The organism is Agrobacterium sp. CFBP2214 (assembly GCF_030209895.1).
In the GTDB taxonomy this organism is placed as follows: domain Bacteria; phylum Pseudomonadota; class Alphaproteobacteria; order Rhizobiales; family Rhizobiaceae; genus Agrobacterium; species Agrobacterium radiobacter.
The window spans coordinates 306300-325154 of record NZ_JARVRC010000001.1 but is presented as its reverse complement, the minus strand read 5'-3'; the positions used below and the strand labels follow the sequence as shown (position 1 = coordinate 325154).

Annotated in this window: 19 protein-coding genes and 1 tRNA gene; 8 read left to right on the top strand and 12 right to left on the bottom strand. The window is 59.6% G+C overall.

Features of this window, described 5'->3' with window-relative positions; all coding sequences use genetic code 11:
* Positions 1-43 precede the first annotated feature (43 nt).
* From QRN60_RS01605 to QRN60_RS01570, 8 genes are all read right to left on the bottom strand, one after another.
* Positions 44-1336 (bottom strand): ABC transporter substrate-binding protein, encoded by a 1293-nt coding sequence (locus tag QRN60_RS01605; protein ID WP_129564627.1) that lies wholly within the window; start codon positions 1334-1336, stop codon positions 44-46.
* 42 nt (positions 1337-1378) lie between these two features.
* The gene (locus QRN60_RS01600; protein ID WP_003503652.1) at positions 1379-2200 is read right to left on the bottom strand and encodes a carbohydrate ABC transporter permease; all 822 of its coding nucleotides are present in this window, start codon (positions 2198-2200) and stop codon (positions 1379-1381) included.
* Positions 2200-3126, bottom strand: a complete 927-nt coding sequence (locus tag QRN60_RS01595; RefSeq protein ID WP_003503653.1) for a carbohydrate ABC transporter permease — start codon at positions 3124-3126, stop codon at positions 2200-2202. Before QRN60_RS01595 ends, QRN60_RS01600 begins: the two co-directional genes overlap by 1 nt.
* Entirely contained in the window at positions 3123-4268 is a 1146-nt protein-coding gene (locus QRN60_RS01590) for an ABC transporter ATP-binding protein (protein ID WP_162724016.1), read from the bottom strand. Before QRN60_RS01590 ends, QRN60_RS01595 begins: the two co-directional genes overlap by 4 nt.
* A gap of 215 nt (positions 4269-4483) precedes the next feature.
* Entirely contained in the window at positions 4484-5296 is an 813-nt protein-coding gene (locus QRN60_RS01585) for a class I SAM-dependent methyltransferase (RefSeq protein WP_129564628.1), read from the bottom strand.
* A gap of 184 nt (positions 5297-5480) precedes the next feature.
* Positions 5481-5557, bottom strand: a tRNA-Arg gene (locus QRN60_RS01580).
* Between the two features lie 217 nt (positions 5558-5774).
* On the bottom strand, positions 5775-7193 hold the full coding sequence (locus tag QRN60_RS01575) for an ATP-binding protein (protein ID WP_035212580.1): 1419 nt from the start codon (positions 7191-7193) through the stop codon (positions 5775-5777).
* Between the two features lie 250 nt (positions 7194-7443).
* Positions 7444-9492 (bottom strand): methyl-accepting chemotaxis protein, encoded by a 2049-nt coding sequence (locus QRN60_RS01570; RefSeq protein ID WP_003503687.1) that lies wholly within the window; start codon positions 9490-9492, stop codon positions 7444-7446.
* A gap of 351 nt (positions 9493-9843) precedes the next feature.
* Between QRN60_RS01570 and rpmH the strand changes: the two genes are divergently transcribed.
* The 4 genes from rpmH to yihA are packed head-to-tail and all read left to right on the top strand — an operon-like array spanning position 9844 to position 12859.
* A complete protein-coding gene (rpmH, locus tag QRN60_RS01565) occupies positions 9844-9981 on the top strand; it encodes a 50S ribosomal protein L34 (RefSeq protein ID WP_003493611.1) in 138 nt (45 codons plus the stop codon).
* A gap of 36 nt (positions 9982-10017) precedes the next feature.
* Positions 10018-10401 (top strand): ribonuclease P protein component, encoded by a 384-nt coding sequence (gene rnpA, locus QRN60_RS01560; RefSeq protein ID WP_080865779.1) that lies wholly within the window; start codon positions 10018-10020, stop codon positions 10399-10401.
* A complete protein-coding gene (gene yidC, locus QRN60_RS01555) occupies positions 10401-12209 on the top strand; it encodes a membrane protein insertase YidC (RefSeq protein WP_099085704.1) in 1809 nt (602 codons plus the stop codon). The genes rnpA and yidC overlap by 1 nt, the downstream gene beginning before the upstream one ends.
* A complete protein-coding gene (gene yihA / locus QRN60_RS01550; RefSeq protein ID WP_003503694.1) occupies positions 12206-12859 on the top strand; it encodes a ribosome biogenesis GTP-binding protein YihA/YsxC in 654 nt (217 codons plus the stop codon). The genes yidC and yihA overlap by 4 nt, the downstream gene beginning before the upstream one ends.
* A gap of 12 nt (positions 12860-12871) precedes the next feature.
* Here the strand turns inward: yihA and QRN60_RS01545 are convergent, their stop codons facing one another.
* Positions 12872-13249 (bottom strand): hypothetical protein, encoded by a 378-nt coding sequence (locus QRN60_RS01545; protein WP_003503696.1) that lies wholly within the window; start codon positions 13247-13249, stop codon positions 12872-12874.
* Between the two features lie 271 nt (positions 13250-13520).
* Here QRN60_RS01545 and argB point away from each other — a divergent pair, with 271 nt between their 5' ends.
* The gene (gene argB, locus QRN60_RS01540; protein WP_003503698.1) at positions 13521-14405 is read left to right on the top strand and encodes an acetylglutamate kinase; all 885 of its coding nucleotides are present in this window, start codon (positions 13521-13523) and stop codon (positions 14403-14405) included.
* A 46-nt stretch (positions 14406-14451) separates the two neighbouring features.
* Here argB and QRN60_RS01535 read toward each other — a convergent pair whose 3' ends face one another.
* Positions 14452-15369 (bottom strand): EamA family transporter, encoded by a 918-nt coding sequence (locus QRN60_RS01535; RefSeq protein ID WP_031234219.1) that lies wholly within the window; start codon positions 15367-15369, stop codon positions 14452-14454.
* Positions 15370-15475: 106 nt separating this feature from the next.
* On the opposite strand from QRN60_RS01535, the gene QRN60_RS01530 reads away from it, so the two are divergent.
* Positions 15476-16189, top strand: a complete 714-nt coding sequence (locus tag QRN60_RS01530) for a pyrimidine 5'-nucleotidase (RefSeq protein ID WP_060722841.1) — start codon at positions 15476-15478, stop codon at positions 16187-16189.
* Positions 16190-16289: 100 nt separating this feature from the next.
* Positions 16290-16877, top strand: coding sequence for an EF-hand domain-containing protein (locus QRN60_RS01525; RefSeq protein ID WP_003503704.1), 588 nt, complete (start codon positions 16290-16292; stop codon positions 16875-16877).
* Between the two features lie 41 nt (positions 16878-16918).
* Here the strand turns inward: QRN60_RS01525 and QRN60_RS01520 are convergent, their stop codons facing one another.
* Positions 16919-17176: a BQ00720 family protein gene (locus QRN60_RS01520; protein WP_003503706.1), complete on the bottom strand. Its 258-nt coding sequence runs from the start codon at positions 17174-17176 to the stop codon at positions 16919-16921.
* 56 nt (positions 17177-17232) lie between these two features.
* The gene (locus tag QRN60_RS01515) at positions 17233-17658 is read right to left on the bottom strand and encodes an Hsp20 family protein (RefSeq protein ID WP_060722839.1); all 426 of its coding nucleotides are present in this window, start codon (positions 17656-17658) and stop codon (positions 17233-17235) included.
* Between the two features lie 206 nt (positions 17659-17864).
* On the opposite strand from QRN60_RS01515, the gene QRN60_RS01510 reads away from it, so the two are divergent.
* Positions 17865-18809: a nucleoside hydrolase gene (locus QRN60_RS01510; protein WP_003503709.1), complete on the top strand. Its 945-nt coding sequence runs from the start codon at positions 17865-17867 to the stop codon at positions 18807-18809.
* The last annotated feature ends 46 nt before the right edge of the window (positions 18810-18855 follow it).

The window sequence follows — 18855 nt, the reverse complement described above, 5'->3', positions numbered from 1 at the left end:
GCTGCGGGAACGGATTTCCCCGCAGCCTTTTCAGTCGTTCTGCTTATTTCAGCAGGGCGTTGGTCTGCTCGACGATCTGCTTGAGACCGGCTTCCGGCGTCACCTCACCGCGCATGACCGTGCCGATGATGTCGCGCTGCGTGCGCCAGATGCGGACGGAATCGCCACCCGGATAACCGGCCCAGGGCAGAGAACGGTCAGCCTGAAGCGAAGCGGTCTTCACATTCGGGTTCTCGACATAATAAGGAGCGAGGAAGTCCGGGCCGGTGGCCAGCTTGTTGGTCGGCAGGTAACCGGTGATGCGAACGATGGTGTTCTGCGCTTCCGGACCGGTGATCCACTTCAGGTACTTCCAGGCAGCGTCCTGCTTGGCCTTTTCCTGGGTCAGGATAACAGCCGAGTTGCCGCCGGTCGGAACGCCGCCCTTTTCCTTGTTGTCGAGCGGGAAGGTCGCCGTCTTCAGTTTGAAGCGGTCGCCGACCAGACCCTGGATCGTCTGAACGTGGGCGGGCGTCGAGAAGATGAAGCCGGTAAGGCCTGCACCGAACTGCTGGCGGGACTGATCCCAGTCGAGCAGGTTCTGGCCGCCTTCGGTGACGAACTGGCGGGTCATCTTCAGGGCGTTAAGGCCGATCTCGTTGTCGAAGCCAACGGTCTTGGCCTTCTCGTCAACGAGTTTGCCGCCCTGTTCGACGATGAGCGCCTGCCACAACCAGTCATCCGGCCAGCCGTTGATGTCGTAGCTCATGCCGGCGAATTTGGGGTCGAGAGCCTTGATCTTCTTTGCAAGAGCAATGAGCTCGGCAAAGGTCGTCGGCATCTTGTCCGGATCACCGCCAGCCTCGGTGACGAGGTCGGAGTTGATGTAGATGATCGGCGAGGAGGCGTTGACCGGCAGACCGTACTGCTTGCCGCCGATCTGGCCGAGTGCCGCCATCTTCGGGCTGTAGTTCTTGTCGAGGAAAGCCTGACCGCCTTCAGCCTGAATGAACGGGCCGAGATCGGTGATCTGGTTGCGCGGTGCAAGCGTGTGAACGAGTTCCGCCGTCAGGTTGTAACCCGAGAAATAAACGTCAGGCAGATTGCCAGTGACGGCAGAGCGCAGAACCTGCTGCTGGCCTTCGTTGTAACCGGCAGCCGGAGCGAGGAAGTTGATCTTCACATCAGGGTTCTTCTTCATGAATTCATCGGCCAGCGGCTGATGAAACTTGGTGAAGCCCGGCAGGTTGTAGAGAACGTTGAGCGTGATTTCATTGGCCAGAACCGGCTGAGCGAGGCCCGCAAAAGCCATGCCGAGAGCCAGACCGCCCATCACAGCGCGTCGGTTGAGTTTCATGTCAGTCTCCAGAGAGGTTGGGAGGAGGAAGTCTGAACGGCATCACTTGACGCCGGTCATGGTAATACCGGCGATGAAGTGCCGTCGTGCGAGGAGGAAGCACAGCACCATCGGCGCGGTAATCAGTGTGGCGCCCGCCATCAGCGCACCATAATTCGCGCCGGATTCGACATCCGCGAAAAGCATCATGCCAAGCGGCGGCGGGGCGAGATTGGTGTCGGAGACCACGATCATCGGCCAATACAGGTCGTTCCAGTGGGCAACGAGAGAGAAGATCGAGAAGGCGGCGAGCGAAGGCAGCGACCCGCGAAGGACCAGTCCCCAGCAAATCTCCATTTCCGAGAACCCGTCCATGCGGGCAGCCTCTATGATTTCATTCGGATAGCTGCGGAAGGACTGGTTGAACAGGAAGATGGCGAAGACCGAAAGGAAGAACGGCATCATCATCGCGAAATAGGTATTCAGAAGCTCCGTCTTGGCCAGACCGACGAAAAGCGGCAATGCAAGCGCCTGAATGGGAACGCAGAGCGCCGCAATAACGAGGCCCAGCAGCAGCTTGCGGCCCGGGAACCGGAGCTTTGCCAGCGCATAGGCAGCCGGAACCGATGTCAGCACCTGCACGACGAGAATGCCGACGCAGACAATGACGCCGTTCAGCATGAAACGCGCCATCGGCACCTGACCCGCCGCCCGGGCGTAGTTATCGACAGCGTCGAATTTTTGCGGGATCGGCCAGAGCGAGACATCGAAGATTTCCGCCGGCGAGCGGATCGAGGTCAACACCATCCAGTAGAACGGCAGGAGCATCACGAAAGCGCCCAGCGCAAGCACGAGATGCGGGAAATATTTGCGCAATGCGGCCATCAGTAGTGCACCTTCCGGTCCATGTGCAGCGTCTGGCCGATAGACAGGACCAGCACGATCGCGAGGAAGATAATCGTCAGCGCGGCGGCATAACCGGTGTTGGAATATTCGAAACCTTCGAGATAAAGATCGAACAGCAGGGTTTCCGATCCGAAGCGGCCCTTGGTCAACACAGCCACCGTCTCGAACACCTTAAAGGCCGAAATGGAGGTGGTGACCACCACGAACATGGTCGTCGGCCCAAGCATCGGCCAAGTCACGGTCAGGAACCGGTCGACCGGGTTCTTGGCGCCATCCAGCCGCGCCGCCTCGTGCAGATCCTTCGAAATGGCCGTGAGGCCGGCAAGGAACAGCACCATGTTGAATCCGAGGATCTGCCAGACGCCCATCAGCGCCATGGTGGGAATGAGGAGTACGGGATTGGAGAGGAAGGCGACCGGTTCGAGACCAAGCCATTTGATCGCCGCATTCACCGGACCAAGCGAGGGATGCAGCAGGAACTGCCACACGGTCGCCATGGCGACGAGTGTTGCGGTGACGGGGAGAAAATAAGCCACTTCCCAGAAAGCGCGGCTGCGCTTGCGGTTATATACGAGCAAAGCCACGCCGAGCGCCAGAAAGACGCCGAAGGGAATGACGATGAGCGCATAGATGGCGGTGTTGGCTAGGGCGCGCAGAAAAACCGGATCCTGAAACGCCTTGACGAAGTTTCCAAGACCGACAAAGCGGGTGGAGAGCGAACCCAGCTGGTAATCGGTGACGGAAAAACCGGCCAGAACGAGCATCGGAACAATATAGATCGCCAGAAGCAGCAGGCTTGCGGGGGCTGCGAACATCAGGCCGCGCCAGATCATCCGCCGGTCCGCCTTCGACAGCCGCGGGCGAGCCTTCGCCCGTGCAGCCGAGGAGAAATCAACCGCCGTCATGCCGGCACCCGTTCGCGCACCGTCACCTTGCGACGCAGGCCATCGGCCGCGAAGAGATGCGCGCGTTCCGGCGCAAAGCCGAGATTCATGACGCCATTCGCATCGGCACCCAGCGCCTCGCCCACGACTTGACGCAGGGTGATGGCCACGGTCTCGTCGCTCAGCAGGCGGCAGCTCACGAAACGATCGGCGCCGTGGGTTTCACTGCGCACCACGCGCACGGCAAAACCTTCTTCGCCCGGGCGCAGGTCTTCGGCACGAAGGCCGAGCGTCGCCGGCCCGGCATCACGGCCGGCACCTTCAATAGCAAGATCGCGTCCAAAAGCCGTGATCTTGCCCTGCGCATCGATTTCGACCGGCAGCAGGTTGATCGATGGCGTGCCGATAAAACGCGCGACCGTCAGCGTCGCGGGCTTGCGGTAAAGCTCGTCCGGCGTGCCCAGCTGCTCGATGCGGCCTTCCGACATCAGGGCGATACGGTCGGACATGGTCATGGCTTCGATCTGGTCATGGGTGACGTAGATGAAGGTTGCCCCAAGCCGGCGGTGAAGGCCCGCCAATTCCTCACGCATATGGGCGCGAAGTTTCGCATCGAGGTTGGAAAGCGGCTCGTCCATCAGGAAGGCTGCAGGCGAACGCACCAGCGCCCGGGCGAGCGCCACACGCTGACGCTGGCCGCCGGAAAGCTGCGCCGGCTTGCGATCCAGCAGATGCGCGATCTGCAGCGTCTCGGCCGCCTGTTCAACGGCGGCATCGATCTGCTTCAATGTTTCAGCAGGCGCTGCAAAACGTCCGATCAGTGGCAGGCGAGCAGCGAAAGGCAGGCGCCGCATCCTGAGCGGCGTCGCGATGTTCTGGCGCACGCTCATATGCGGATAAAGGGCGTAAGACTGGAAAACCATCGCCAGATTGCGATCGCTCGGATCAACCTCTGTCACATCCTGCTCGCCGATCGAAACCGAACCGCGATCCGGCGTTTCCAGGCCCGCAATGATACGCAGCAGCGTGGACTTGCCGCAGCCCGACATACCAACGAGGGACAAAAACTCGCCTGGACGGATTGAGAGATCGATCTCTTTCAGAACATCATCAGCCCCGAAGCCTTTGCCGATGCCCGAAAGTTCAAGTGATTGTGGCGTCATTCTGCGCTCCTTTTCTGGAGCGCATATGCTTTTATTGTATGACAATATGACGAAGGTTCGGGGAAAGTTCGATGACACTCGAAAGCCCGGAAATGTCGGGCAATCGGAAAACCTTGCTGTATAGGCCTTTACCCAAAACCACTAATATTGGGGGATATTTCCGAATATTCCCGGTGCTTGTTTATAGACTGAGAAACCAGCCTTGAGACGCCGATTTATACGGCGGCGAGAATCACATGCGCCTGAATTTTGGCGGCAACCTCACCGCCGCCATGGCGCGCTTCAATGGCCGCGGCGACGTAGTCTGTCGCGGCATCCAGCTTCCCCGGAGCCCTTGCCTCGATCTCCGTCCGCAGAACAGTTCCCTGACAATAAGCGACAGCTGGAATACGCGGCGAAGAGGCGCGGCCTTGCGCCGCCACCGTCTCGATCGTCACGCGCGAAAACCCGGCATCCTCCAGTTCACGGCGGATCACGGCCACATCATGATAACCATGCGGGGTACGGGCCATGAAGCGCGGCGGATCATCGGGGAACAGGCGTGCCAAGGCGTCCGTCACATCATTCGCGAAGTGGTTTTCCTCGATGCGATCCCAGACGTTGAATAAATAATGCCCACCGGGCTTCAGCACCCGCTTTGCCTCTCGATAGGCCAACGGACGATCACCGAAAAACATCGCACCGAACTGACAGAAGACGAGGTCGAAAACCGTATTTTCAAAAGGCAGGGTCTGGGCGTCCGCCTGTTGCCATCTTATGCGGTGATCCGGTGCTTGCCGCGACGCGGCAAAATCGAGCATAGGCTGATTGAGATCGGTCACCACATAGTTTGCGGCAGGCAATAATCGGGGAGCCAGTTCGTGCGTGACGGCACCGGTTCCCGCAGCAATCTCCAGAATATTAATCGGCATCAAAGCCGCCGCCCGTCGCGCCAGATCAGTGGCGAACGGCGCAAAAATCAACGGCACCATATAGCGGTCGTAATTTTCCGGAATCGAACCTGCAAATACCTTGTCCGCTTCCAACATGGCTTTCACCCCGGGCCATCGATGACCGGATGATTTTAACATATATTCGGAAGGTTCGGAATTCCTTCGGTCCTGCCGGGTGTCGCAGCGGCCGAAGCATCTGGCGGAACGGATTTACCGTTTCAAGCCACATGGCAAGCGAGAAACATCGCGTGCTTCAAGACCTGTTTTTTAGGAAAGGAAATGGCGCACCCGAAGAGATTCGAACTCCTGACCCCCAGATTCGTAGTCTGGTGCTCTATCCAGCTGAGCTACGGGTGCGTGCCGTTCCGGTCGTTTCCGGTGGCGTGGCGATCCTCTAAAACGTCCTCATTCCGAATGCAAGCGATTTCGTTTGGAAATTGTCATTTTTCCGCAGCAATTCCTGTATCTTATTGATTATATTATAAATTCCATGCGCCTCATTTTCCGCCAGCCTGAGGCCATGTCCATTCCGGCGGAAATAACGATTTCGCTGGCCTGTCGCGGCCCGGGTTTTTCAGGCGGTTCTGGCGGCCTGCACGGAGGCGGCGCGGTCGGCGATTTCAATGCGGAACTGCGTGCCGGGACCGGGCTTTTCTACGAGCGCGATGGTGCCGCCATGGGCGAGCACCAGTTCGCGGGCAATGACCAGCCCGAGGCCCGTGCCGCCGGAGCGGGCCGAACCCCGGAAAGCGGAAAACAGGTTCTCCTTGGCCTTGCGCGGCATTCCCGGCCCATTGTCGTCGATGACGATGCTGACGACGCTGCCGGCTCTCTGGGCCAGGATGGAAAGGTGTCTCGGCGCGGCATTTGTGGCATCGGACTGCAGAGCCTGGACGGCATTGCGACAGAGATTATGGATGACCCGGAAAAGCTGTTCGGAATCCGCATCGATCGTGAGATCCGGGGGGACGCTGTCGTGAAACTCGATACCGCTGTCGGGATCGAGCGCCAGAATGTCGCGTACGTCCCGCACCAGAAGGCTCAACTGCACCATCTTGCGTTTCGGCGCGCCTTCGGTCGCCTGGCCATAGGCTAGAACCTCGCCCGTATAGGCCACGGCGCGGTCGATGGTGCGTAGCAGTTTCGGCGCGAAGCTCCTGACCATCGGGTCCTTGGCATCCACAAGCCGGTCGGACATCAGCTGCGCGGAGGAGAGGATGTTGCGCATGTCATGGTTGATCTTCGACACCGCAAGGCCGAGATCCACAAGGTTCTTCTGCTGGCGCAGGGTTTTCTGCAGTTCGGTCTGCATATCCGCAAGATGGCGGCCCGCAACCGACAGTTCGTCCGTCCCCTCCTCGGGCACGAAAATCCGCTCGGGATTGCCTGGATCCTCGGAGAAATTCTGCATGCCGAGCGTCAGCCGGCGTATCGGCCGGATCATGATGCGGTTGATGGAGATGAATATCAGGCCGGCCGTGATCAGCGACAGGACGATGGAAATCAGGAAAACGTTGCGGGCATAGGCAAGCATCGCCGCCCGCAGCTTGTTTTCGCCCAGCACCAGTTCGATGATGGTATCGCTGTCGCCCACCACATCGAAGACGCGGATGACGCGGTTGCCGCCGAACAGCAGGGTGGAGAAGGCATCCCGCACCGCCGCCACCTGCGAAACATCGGAAAGATCATATTGCTCGTCGACACCGGGCGGTGTTTCCGCCACTGCGAGCAGGCGCGAGGTGCCGTCCTTTCGCAGCGCGATAAGCTTTGCCCCGGTTGCCATCAGCGTGTCGTTCTGCACGCTTCGCGGCAGTTCGGCCTGCAGGCCATCAATCACCGCGCCGGCGGCGGCGGCCGTATTCAGACGGTCCTGCAGCCAGGAAAGACGCATATTGGCGACGGAAGGCACGAAGATCAGCACTTCGGCGATCATCACGAAAATGACCGTGAGCAGCAGCAGCCGTCCGGAAAGACCGGCGGTCAATCCCGGCATGCAGTGCACCGGATCGTCTTGCGTGCGGTCCAAGCTGTCTACGCCTTTAGAAAACACCGGGCCATGATCCTGTATGCGCGCCGCTGCTTGCGTGGAACGGCTCGGTTTATATGCAGCGACGATAATAGGACCTAATGGATATTTTTCCAATGCGCTGCAAAACAAACGTTTTCATTGCCGGAAAACAAACGCCGCCCGAAAAGGGCGGCGTTCGCAACGTAAGCCTGTTTGAAGCGGAACTGCAGGTCGCCTAGAATTCCTGCCAGTCGCCATGCGCCGGTGCTGCAGCGGGCTGGGCATTGAGCGCACGACTGACGCTGTTCATCAATTTGCGGGCCGGGGACGCCACCGCAGCCGTCCTGCCGGAGACCGCAACCGGTCCGGCGGATGCCGTTACCGGTCTTGCGGGCTGCTCGAAACGGTGGCTGCGCTGCGCATTTTCGGCACCGACATTGAAACGGGTCACCAGCGTCACGAGATGATCCGCCTCGCTGCTCAGCTTGTGGGTTGCGGCCGAGGTCTCCTCCACCATGGCAGCATTGCGCTGCGTCACCTGATCCATCTGGTTGATGGCGGTATTCACCTCGTGCAGACCGGTGGACTGCTCCCTGGCCGCCGTGGCGATCGAATGGATGTGCTCATTGATCGCCAGAACGCGGGTCTCGATCTCGCTCAGTGCGCTGCCGGTTTTCTGCACCAGCGACACGCCGCGTCCGACCTCCTGGCCGGATTTGGTGATCAGCGCCTTGATGTCCTTCGCAGCCGTTGCGGAACGCTGCGCCAGTTCCCGCACTTCCTGCGCGACGACGGCGAAACCCTTGCCGGCCTCGCCGGCACGTGCCGCTTCCACGCCTGCGTTCAGCGCGAGAAGGTTGGTCTGGAAGGCGATCTCGTCAATGACGTTGATGATCTGGCTGATTTCACGCGAGGCATGCTCGATGCGATCCATGGCGGAGACGGCATCGCGCACGACACTGGCGGATTCTTCCGTCTTCTGCTTGGTTTCGGCAACCATGGCGCTGGCTTCCTGCGCACGGTCGGTGGAATTGCGGACGACGGCGGTGATTTCGTCCAGTGCGGCGGAGGTTTCCTCCAGCGCCGCAGCCTGCTGTTCCGTCCGCTTCGACAGGTCGTCGGCCGCCGAGCGCAGTTCGCTTGCGTTGCCGCTGATGCCTTCCGTGCTGCCGCGCACCTCCCTCATTGTCTCGCGCAGCTTGGTCAGCGTCTGGTTGACGTTCTCCTGGAGTTCGCCGAACACGCCGCGGAACTCGCCGTCCATCCTCTCCGTCAGATCACCCCGCGCCAGACCTTCAATGACGCGGCTGGTCTCGGATACGCCGTTATGGACCCCCGTGAGGAGAGAATTGATCGTCGCGGCGAAACGATTGAGGTTTTCGTCGCCATAATCCTTGTTGATGCGGCGGCTGAAATCGCCCTGGGCCGCGGCGTCGACGACGACGGCCATGCCAGCCTGCAGGTCGTCGCTCTTGGCGCGCATGGCGGTCTCCTGCGCATTCATGCGGCGCACCTCGCGGCCGTTGTTCTTGAAGACCTCGACGGCGGCAGCCATTTCGCCGATCTCGTCGTTGCGGCCGAGATAGGGGACTTCCGCGTCCAGATTTCCATCGGCCACCGCATTCATCACCTGCGAAACCCGGCGGATGGGCGCGCTGAGCTGCCGCGTTCCGATGTAGAGACCGAAGGCGGCTCCCGCGCCGACACCTGCAACCGTCACCGCGACGATCGCCCAGAATATGGCGGTGCTGAAAGAATCCATTCCTGCCTTTACGACTTCCAGTTCGGCAATGTCGTTTTTCACGACACCATCGATCTCCGCCTGATAGGCCTTGCGGTTGGCGCGGTTCGCCTCATTGTTGCCCTGCTGGGCGGCTGCCTGCGGCCCGCTCTCCTTCGCAAGCCGGACAGTCTCCAGACGGAAGGTCCGGAACTCCTTGGACCGGCCGACAAGCTTGTCGAAACTCGCCCGCTGTTCCGCCGGCACGAGCGGAGCCCAGCTGGCAATCAGCTTTTCCATGGCATCAAGGTTTTTGACCATGCCGTCGGCAAAGGGGGTGGCTGCGGCCACATCGGCTGCCGCATAGACACCACGCGCCTCCATGACGACCGCCGTCACCAGACGGTTAAGCGCCTCGCCCTTGTAGGCCCTTTCGGCAGCTTCCTCGAAATGATGCGACCGGACCCGGAATTCGTTGATCGCATAGATGGACAGCCCGCCGATGGTGCAGGCAACAAGGCTCATAAGCCCGACAAGTAGATTGATACGACCGCGAATTCTCAATTTCGTTCCCCCAACAAAAACCAGCCGCGCAATGAAAATGGGAAGCTGGCATAACTTTTCGCGTCACAAGATTTATCAATGCGGCGTTAAGAAAGAATTTCGGATTTTATCGATTGCGCGTCGGAATCAGCCTCTATCGGCAGTCGGCGAAGGAGATTGCGGTGCGTTTTCCGCAAAAGGTGAACCGCGAAAACCCCTTCGGCAATTGACTTTGCTCGGCCTATGCCCTTATAAGCCGCGCACGCTCGGCCATTGAAAGCTCGCCCAGGCGGGGTTAGCCGTGCAAAAAACGAAACGCTCTTGCAAATAATTGCAAATTCAAGAAGGGCCGCACACCGCGGTATTAAATAAATGTCGAAGCGTACTTACCAACCGTCCAAGCTTGTTCGCAAGCGTCGTCATGGTTTCCGTGCCCGCATGGCTACCGCCGGCGGCCGCAAGGTTCTCGCAGCCCGCCGTGCGCGCGGCCGCGCACGTCTGTCGGCTTAATTGCCGAGCCTGTGGCCCGATGAAAGTCGTGGGCACATGAGCAAGACTGAAAAACACCCCGGCCGGCTTAAAAACCGGTCGGAGTTTCTTGCCGTTCAGGCGGGGGAAAAACGGCGGGGAAGCACCTTTCTTCTGGAAGTGCTTGACCGGAAAGCCCCGGAAACCGAGCCTCGCGTCGGTTTTACCGTAACAAAAAGACAAGGCAACGCGGTTGAGCGAAATCGCATGCGCCGCCGTCTCAGGGAAGCCGTCAGGCTTTCTGCCGGGGTCGCAATGAAGCCCGGTCATGACTATGTGATTGTCGCCCGCAGGGATGTGCTCGATACAACCTTCCCGAAACTTCAGTCTCTCCTTGCCGAGCGCATTGAAGGAACGGCGAAACCGAAACGGTCCCAGGAGACCCGCTCCAGGAAAGAATGATGGAAAAGAACCGCAATTACTTCATCGCGATAGCCCTTTCGGTTGTCATCGTCCTCGCCTGGCAATTCCTTTACATGAATCCGCGTATCGAGCAGCAGCGCCGTGCCGAAGAGGCCCGCCAGGCGCAGCAGCAGCAGCAGACGACGCAGCAACAGCAGCCGGCACCGGGTGCCGCGCCTGGTGCAGCCGTCGAAGGCACACCGCCCGCCTCTTCGCCGCAGACCGCCGCAACGGCGACCCGTGAAGAGTCGATTGCAAGAACCCAGCGTGTGGCCATCGACACCAACGCCATCGCCGGTTCGATCAATCTCGCCGGCGCCCGTTTCGATGACATCCGGCTCAAGGATTACCATGAGACCGTCGATGACTCGAGCCCGATCATCACGCTGTTCTCGCCCTCCGACACCAAGGACGGCTACTTCACCGAACTCGGTTTTGTTGCTGCACAGGAAGTCGGCGGCGTTCCCGGTCCGACCACCGTCTGGACGCTGGCAAGCGGCGAGAAGCTGACGGAAACCACCCCGGTCACCCTCACCTACACCAATTCCAAGGGCGTGATTTTCTCCCGCACGATTTCGATCGACGAGCATTACATGATCTCGGTCGCCGACAAGGTCGAGAACCCGGGACAGGCTGCGGTCTCCTTCGCCACCTATGGCCGCGTGACGCGCAACAACAAGCCGGCGATCCCGCCCGTCTTCGTCATCCATGAAGGCTTTCTCGGCGTTTCGGGCAAAGACGGCAGCCTGACGGAAGAAAAATACAAGGATGTTGAAGAAGCACCGGTAACTATTGCCAAGGCAACCGGCGGCTGGCTCGGCATTACCGACAAATATTGGGCTGCTGCCATCGTTCCGCCGCAGACAACACCGTTCGAAACCCGCTTTTCGCATATCACCGGCAATCAGCCGAGCTATCAGGCGGATTTCAAGAGCGACACGATGACGGTCGAACCCGGCCAGTCCATCGAGCTGAAGAGCCTTGTCTTCGCCGGCGCCAAGGAAGTGCCGCTGGTCGACCGCTATGAAAAAGAATATTCCATCCCGAAGTTCGACCTTCTGATCGACTGGGGCTGGTTCTACTTCATCACCAAGCCGATGTTCAAAATGATGGATTTCTTCTTCCGTTATTTTGGCAATTTCGGCGTGGCCATCCTGCTCACCACCATCGTCGTCAAGGCGCTCTTCTTCCCGCTCGCCAGCAAGCAATATGCTTCCATGGCGAACATGAAGCGCGTGCAGCCGAAGATGGAAGAGCTGAAGGCCAAGCATGGCGATGACCGCATGGCCATGCAGCAGGCGATGATGCAGCTCTACAAGGAAGAGAAGATCAATCCGGTCGCCGGCTGCTGGCCGATGCTTCTGCAGATTCCGGTCTTCTTCGCGCTCTACAAGGTCATCTACGTCACCATCGAAATGCGGCATGCACCGTTCTTCGGCTGGATTCACGACCTTTCCGCGCCCGATCCGACATCGCTCTTCAACCTGTTCGGCCTTCTGCCTTACGACGTGCCGCATTTCCTGATGATCGGCGTCTGGCCGCTGGTCATGGGCATCACCATGTTCCTGCAGATGCGCATGAACCCGACGCCGCCCGATCCGACGCAGGCAATGATCTTCAACTGGATGCCGCTGATCTTCACCTTCATGCTGGCGTCCTTCCCGGCCGGTCTGGTCATCTACTGGGCATGGAACAATACGCTCTCCATCACCCAGCAGGCCGTCATCATGAAGCGTCAGGGTGCCAAGATCGAGCTGTTCGATAATATCAAGGGGCTGTTCAAGCGAAAGCCGGTGCAATCGAAATGAGTGAGACCGGCACGGCAACCGAAAAGCCCCTGTTCGGGCGACCCTGGATTTTCATTCGCGGCGTTCCCGCAATGAAATTCCTGCCGCCCGAAGGCCCGCCGGAGATTGCCTTCGCCGGTCGTTCGAATGTCGGCAAGTCCTCGCTCATCAATGCGCTGGTGGGCCACAAGGGGCTTGCCCGCACGTCCAACACGCCCGGACGCACGCAGGAACTCAACTACTTCGTTCCGGATGGTTATTCCGGCGAAGCGGGCGACCTGCCGCCGATGGCGCTGGTCGACATGCCCGGTTACGGTTATGCGCAGGCCCCCAAGGATCATGTTGACGCCTGGACGAAGCTTGTCTTCGATTATCTGCGCGGCCGTGCGACGCTGAAGCGCGTTTACGTGCTGATCGATTCCCGCCACGGCGTGAAAAAGAATGACGAGGAGGTTCTGACCCTGCTCGACAAGGCAGCCGTGTCCTACCAGATCGTGCTGACGAAGACGGACAAGATCAAGGATGTCGGCGTTCCGCGGCTGATCGGCGAAACGCTGGAAAAAATCCGCAAGCGCCCTGCCGCCTATCCGGAAGTTCTCGCCACGTCCTCGGAAAAATCATTCGGGCTGGATAGCCTGCGGGCCGAGATCGTCAGAACGATCTCCCTTTGAGAGACTCGCCCCTCAGGCGATAGTGAAAAGCAGAACGGCGGTCCACAGCATCGCCGTCAGTGCCAGAAGACGCCAGAAGCGCACCGAATGCCAGACCTCCGAAAGCATGGCTGCGAACATGCTGCCACCGCGCAGCGGCTGGCTCCTGAATGGCAGGCCGGAGCGGCTTGGATCCCGTTCCAGCAGCGCGGCGACGGTCGCATTTTCGCGGTATTCGGTTTCCGCCAGATTGTCCCGCCAGCGCCTGACCATGGCCGCGAACTGGCGGTCACGTTTGATGCGTTTGGCAAGCTCCGCCATGCTTTCCGGCGGCAAGGCACCCAGCACATATTCGCCCGCAAGGACTTCGTCCCGCAAACCGCTTTGCTTGTCTCGATCGGGTGCCGTCATGTGGTCTCTCGCTCCTCGGTCGTTCAGGTCAGCATCGCTTGCGCGGCGCGCGACATCTTCTGTCGCCCTGAATTAACCCCTCCCCTTTCCCCTGCAAGGCTGGTCCCATTGGGCCTTTATGTCAATCGCATTACAGGGCCCGGAACGCCAAAAAAAAGAAATTTGACTGCTGCCGACACAATAAGGCCGAGAGGTTATTTCATCCGTCAAAGACTTGCTTTAGAGCGGTGACAGGCTCTCAACAGCCGCAACCACAGACCGAGGTTTTTAGATGACGTCTTCCGAAAGCGAAACTCAGGCGCGGCTGCTCGCACAGGCTCTGCCTTTTATGCAGAAATACGAGAACAAGACCATCGTGGTGAAATATGGCGGCCACGCCATGGGGGATTCCACACTCGGCAAGGCTTTCGCGGAAGACATCGCGCTGTTGAAGCAATCAGGCATAAACCCGATCGTCGTGCATGGCGGCGGCCCGCAGATCGGCGCGATGCTGACCAAGATGGGCATCGAATCGAAGTTCGAGGGCGGCCTTCGCGTTACCGACGCCAAGACGGTCGAGATCGTCGAAATGGTTCTGGCCGGATCGATCAACAAGGAAATCGTCGCCCTCATCAACCAGACGGGTGAATGGGCGATCGGCCTGTGCGGCAAGGACGGTAACATGGTCTTCGCCGAAAAGGCGAAAAAGACCGTCATCGATCCTGACAGCAATATCGAACGTGTGCTCGATCTCGGCTTCGTCGGCGAAGTCACCGAAGTCGACCGCACCCTGCTCGACCTGCTCGCCAAGTCGGAAATGATCCCGGTCATCGCCCCGGTCGCGCCTGGCCGCGATGGCGCCACCTACAATATCAACGCCGATACCTTCGCCGGCGCGATTGCGGGCGCGCTTCACGCCTCGCGTCTGCTGTTTCTCACCGACGTTCCCGGCGTTCTCGACAAGAACAAGGAACTCATCAAGGAACTCACCGTCTCGCAGGCGCGTGCGCTCATCAAGGACGGCACGATTTCCGGTGGCATGATCCCGAAGGTCGAGACCTGCATCGACGCCATCAAGGCCGGTGTTCAGGGCGTGGTGATCCTCAACGGCAAGACGCCCCATTCCGTCCTTCTGGAAATCTTCACGGAAGGCGCCGGCACGCTCATCGTGCCCTGATGTGCTTCAGGTGGCGGACGGCAAGCCTGTCCGCCACGACAGGCCTTCAACCGAATGCCAGAAGCGACAGCACACCCACCACAATCAGCAGGCAACCGGAGAGTTCGAGCCGGTTGATCTTCTCCTTGAAGAAGAGCACGGTCGAGGCGAAGGCGAAGAGCATCTCCACCTGCGCCAGCGCCTTCACCACGGCGGCCTGCTGCAGGGTCATCGCCGTGAACCAGCCGAATGAGGCCGTGGCGCCCACGAAACCGACAGCAAGCGACGGTTTCCAAACCTTGGCGATACGCCGCAATTCTTCCCGCTCGCGCCAGATGATCCACAGGAACATCGACACCGTCTGCATGACGATGACGACGACGAGCGTGAAGCCCGCCTGCATCATCGCGTCCGGAACGGGAAGGCTCGGCGCAAGCGCGAGCGATGCCGATCGGTAGGCAACCGACGACAGGCCGAAGAAAGCGCCTGAGGCGAGGCCGATGACCGCCGTCCGGCTGAAGATCGAGGTCAGGAAGGAAGCGGGCGTGACTTCCGTGCGTGCCACCGAAATCAGCATGACACCGGCGACCGAGATGGCGATAGCAGCCAATGTGCCGCCATTGACGCTTTCACCGATGAAGATAAGCGCGAACAGTGCCGCCTGCGCCGGCTCTGTGCGGGAATAGGCCGTTCCCACTGCAAAGTTGCGGAAGGAGAACAGGTGCACCAGCAGGAACGTGGCGGCAATTTGCGCCATGGCCCCGACCGTCGCCCACAAAGCGAAGGACATGTTGGGCACCGGGAGCGGGCGACCGAGCCCGAAATGCAGAAAAGCGAGATAGGCGAGAGCGAAGGGCATGCCGAACACGAAGCGCACAAAGGTCGCGCCCGTGGTGCCCATCATGCCCTTGAGGTGCTTTTGCAGGGTCGAGCGCAGGTTCTGCAAGAACGCGCTTGCGAAAGTAATGCCTATCCAGAGTTCCATGGCTTTGGCGGTATCATGCGCCGGAGGCCGCAGCCAAGCCCGATTTTCTGGTCAATCGTCGTCTTTTCGATTTTCTTCGGCATTCGAAACGGGCATAAAGCAGCCCATGGACACAAAGCCGAAAAACCTGCCCGAAGCCGCCGATTTCGACCATGTGAGCGAATGGGTCTTCGATCTCGACAACACGCTCTATCCGCATCACATCAATCTGTTTTCGCAGATCGATCGAAACATGACGGCCTATGTGGCGGAGCTTCTGAAGCTTGACCCCGAGGAAGCCCGGGCGCTGCAGAAACGGTATTATCACGACCACGGCACGACGCTGCAGGGCCTGATGATCCATTACGGCATCAGCCCGGACGAGTTTCTGGAACGCGCCCATGCCATAGATTATTCGGCACTGAAACCGCATCCGGAACTTGGTGAGGCAATCAAGGCTTTGCCCGGTCGCAAGTTCATCCTCACCAATGGCAGCGTGAAACACGCGCAGGCCGCCGCCGGCGCGCTCGGTGTTCTCGATCACTTCGAGGATATTTTCGATATCGTCGCCGCAGGCTATCTGCCTAAACCAGCTAGCGCGACCTATGAGAAATTCGCCGCACTTGCGAAACTCGACACGAAAAAAGCCGCCATGTTCGAGGATCTGCCGCGCAATCTTGCCGCCCCCAAGGCGCTGGGCATGAAGACCGTGTTGCTCGTGCCTTCAAATCTTGAGGGCGTCATCATGGAACGCTGGGAAATTCCGGCCGTGACGGATGAGCATATCGACTACATCACCGACGACCTGACCGGGTTCCTGACGAAAACCATCACCCGCTGAGCAGCGAACATTACCGAAGCTTCATCCACCTTACGGATGTTTAAGTGGTGAGGCTTGCTGGACGTCACTATCTTTTCTTCAGGGACACCAAAGAAAGGTAATGACGATGACCACACGCAAAATCGCCCTCTCTGCTCTTGGCGCAGCCCTTGTGCTCAGCACGGCCGCAACGGCCAGTTTCGCCGCGCCCGGCAAAGGTCACAAGGATCGCATGCCGATCCGTCCGGAAGCGGCTTTCGTTCACCTGCTGAAGGTGGCCGACGCCAACAAGGACGGCAAGATTTCGAAGGAGGAGTTCGCCGCCCGTCAGGACGCGCTCTTCACAGAGATCGACAAGGACAAGGACGGCTCGATTACGCCGAAGGAAATCCGCGAATACCGCCAGGCGAAGATGGAAGCCTTCCGCGCCGCCCATCCGCGTCCGGAGCGGGAGGAAGCCAAGGCGGATGAAGGCAAGGGTCCCGAGGGCAAGCGCGCCGAGCGCGAGCATGGCGGCCGTCAAGGCTGGGGCAAACATGGCGGCAAGGGTGGAGCCTACGCACTGTTCCGCATGGCCGATACCGACGAGAACGGTCAGGTCAGCAAGGCCGAATTCACCGCCGCCGGCGAAAAGATGTTCGAACGGCTGGACAGGAACAAGGACGGCGTCATCTCCATCGACGACATGCCGGACCGCCCGTTCCTTTGATCCACTAAGCATAAAGCCCGCTCAAAAGCGGGCTTTTTTATTCAATGCAGGCTGACGGTCTTGAGATCGTCTTCGGCAGCCTTGAAAAACGTGCTTGAACGATTGTCCGTGAGCAGGATCGGCGTACCATCCGCACCGAACAGTGCCCAAAGATCCAATTGCGGATCGAGATCAGGCGCTTCCGGGAAACAGCGGCTGACGTCTTCCGCCCGGATCTTGCGGATATATCCCACTTCTCCTTCGCCGATATGGGCGAGCTGGGATTGGGTGAGACGCGCATGCGCTTCTTTCAAAAGCATATTTCAGCCTCCTTCTTCACGCCGAGCGATTCGTGTCGGATTCTGGCGTTCACGTTCTACTCTGAGACGGAAATATTAATTTTCTTCACCACGTTTGAAATTTCCGGCCGGACCAGATCGATGGAAAGAAGGCCGTTGCGCAGGCGCGCTTCCCTGACCTGCATGCCATCGGCAAGCACGAAAACCCGCTGGAACTGGCGCGCTGCGATGCCGCGATAGAGAAAATCGCGCTTCTCCTGTTCCTGCTGTCGTCCCCGAATGACGAGCTGGTTATCGGCCGTCGTCACATCCAGATCGTCCTGCGAAAACCCGGCAACTGCGATGGTGATGCGCAGGCGCTCCGGCACATCTTCGCTGCCGGGCAGGCGCTCTATGTTGTAGGGAGGATAGCCGTCATTGGCCTTCGCCATGCGCTCCAGCGTTTTTTCCATGGCATCAAAACCCAGCAGAAGCGGGTGGGTGAATGGCGTCATGCGGCTCATGTCTCTTCTGTCCTTGCAACCAAGCGACGTTTCGCGGTCCCGCTTCCGGCAACCTTGCCGGTCAATCGCACCGGCCCCAGCAATATGGGAAGCCGAACCACGATGCGCAAGACGAGACGCGGGGCAAAGGGGAGCCGGAGGAATGAGGCTTGACAAGTGAGCACCCGCCGCTCGAAAAAAGCGCTCATCTCAACGGCGGGCAAGACATGGCAGAACGAAGAAAAATCATCATCGACACCGATCCCGGCCAGGACGACGCGGCGGCAATCATGCTCGCTTTCGCAAGCCCGGAGGAAATCGACATTCTCGGATTGTGCGCCGTCGCCGGCAACGTTCCGCTGAAGCTGACCAGCCGCAACATCCGCATCATCTGCGAACTGTGCGGACGTACCGATATTCCAGTCTACGAAGGCGCCGAGAAGCCGCTGGTGCGCAAGCCCATCACCGCCGAACATGTTCACGGCAGCACCGGCCTTGATGGCCCGGTTCTCGACGAACCGACAATGGAGGCGCAAAAGCAGCACGCGGTCGATTTCATCATCGAGACGGTGATGCGCGAGCCCGCCGGCACGGTAACGCTCTGCACGCTCGGCGCGCTGACTAATGTGGCGCTGGCGCTCCTGAAGGCGCCTGAGATCGCCGATCGCGTCAAGGAACTGGTGATGATGGGCGGTGGCTTCTTCGAGGGCGGCAACATCACACCGGCGGCGGAATTCAACATCTATGTCGACCCGCAGGCCGCCGACATCGTCTTCCGCTCCGGCATGCCTGTTGTCATGATGCCGCTCGATGTCACCCATCAGTTGCTGACGACCAAGGCTCGGGTCAGCCGCATTCGCGAGATCGGCACACGGCCGGCCATCGCCATGGCGGAAATGCTGGAATTCTTCGAACGCTTCGACATCGAAAAATACGGTTCGGATGGCGGCCCGCTGCATGATCCGAGCGTCATTGCCTATCTCGTCAAACCCGAACTGTTTCAGGGTCGCGAGTGCAACGTCGAAATCGAGGTCCATTCGGAACTGACCATGGGCATGACCGTGGTGGACTGGTGGAATGTTACCGAACGTCCCGCCAATGCCCGCGTTATGCGCAATGTGGATGCCGACGGCTTCTTCGAGTTGCTGACGGAACGTTTCGCCCGTCTCTAACGGAAGCGGATATGAAAAAAGGGCCGCTGGCGATACCAGCGGCCCT

What these genes read in the sequence shown, in the direction of transcription:
- QRN60_RS01605 (WP_129564627.1), bottom strand. Translation starts at nt 1,336, where the DNA reads ATGAAACTCAACCGACGCGCTGTGATGGGCGGTCTGGCTCTCGGCATG.
- QRN60_RS01600 (WP_003503652.1), bottom strand. Translation starts at nt 2,200, where the DNA reads ATGGCCGCATTGCGCAAATATTTCCCGCATCTCGTGCTTGCGCTGGGC.
- QRN60_RS01595 (WP_003503653.1), bottom strand. Translation starts at nt 3,126, where the DNA reads ATGACGGCGGTTGATTTCTCCTCGGCTGCACGGGCGAAGGCTCGCCCG.
- QRN60_RS01590 (WP_162724016.1), bottom strand. Translation starts at nt 4,268, where the DNA reads ATGACGCCACAATCACTTGAACTTTCGGGCATCGGCAAAGGCTTCGGG.
- QRN60_RS01585 (WP_129564628.1), bottom strand. Translation starts at nt 5,296, where the DNA reads ATGTTGGAAGCGGACAAGGTATTTGCAGGTTCGATTCCGGAAAATTAC.
- QRN60_RS01575 (WP_035212580.1), bottom strand. Translation starts at nt 7,193, where the DNA reads ATGCCGGGATTGACCGCCGGTCTTTCCGGACGGCTGCTGCTGCTCACG.
- rpmH (WP_003493611.1), top strand. Translation starts at nt 9,844, where the DNA reads ATGTCGAAGCGTACTTACCAACCGTCCAAGCTTGTTCGCAAGCGTCGT.
- rnpA (WP_080865779.1), top strand. Translation starts at nt 10,018, where the DNA reads ATGAGCAAGACTGAAAAACACCCCGGCCGGCTTAAAAACCGGTCGGAG.
- yidC (WP_099085704.1), top strand. Translation starts at nt 10,401, where the DNA reads ATGGAAAAGAACCGCAATTACTTCATCGCGATAGCCCTTTCGGTTGTC.
- yihA (WP_003503694.1), top strand. Translation starts at nt 12,206, where the DNA reads ATGAGTGAGACCGGCACGGCAACCGAAAAGCCCCTGTTCGGGCGACCC.
- QRN60_RS01545 (WP_003503696.1), bottom strand. Translation starts at nt 13,249, where the DNA reads ATGACGGCACCCGATCGAGACAAGCAAAGCGGTTTGCGGGACGAAGTC.
- argB (WP_003503698.1), top strand. Translation starts at nt 13,521, where the DNA reads ATGACGTCTTCCGAAAGCGAAACTCAGGCGCGGCTGCTCGCACAGGCT.
- QRN60_RS01535 (WP_031234219.1), bottom strand. Translation starts at nt 15,369, where the DNA reads ATGGAACTCTGGATAGGCATTACTTTCGCAAGCGCGTTCTTGCAGAAC.
- QRN60_RS01530 (WP_060722841.1), top strand. Translation starts at nt 15,476, where the DNA reads ATGGACACAAAGCCGAAAAACCTGCCCGAAGCCGCCGATTTCGACCAT.
- QRN60_RS01525 (WP_003503704.1), top strand. Translation starts at nt 16,290, where the DNA reads ATGACGATGACCACACGCAAAATCGCCCTCTCTGCTCTTGGCGCAGCC.
- QRN60_RS01520 (WP_003503706.1), bottom strand. Translation starts at nt 17,176, where the DNA reads ATGCTTTTGAAAGAAGCGCATGCGCGTCTCACCCAATCCCAGCTCGCC.
- QRN60_RS01515 (WP_060722839.1), bottom strand. Translation starts at nt 17,658, where the DNA reads ATGAGCCGCATGACGCCATTCACCCACCCGCTTCTGCTGGGTTTTGAT.
- QRN60_RS01510 (WP_003503709.1), top strand. Translation starts at nt 17,865, where the DNA reads ATGGCAGAACGAAGAAAAATCATCATCGACACCGATCCCGGCCAGGAC.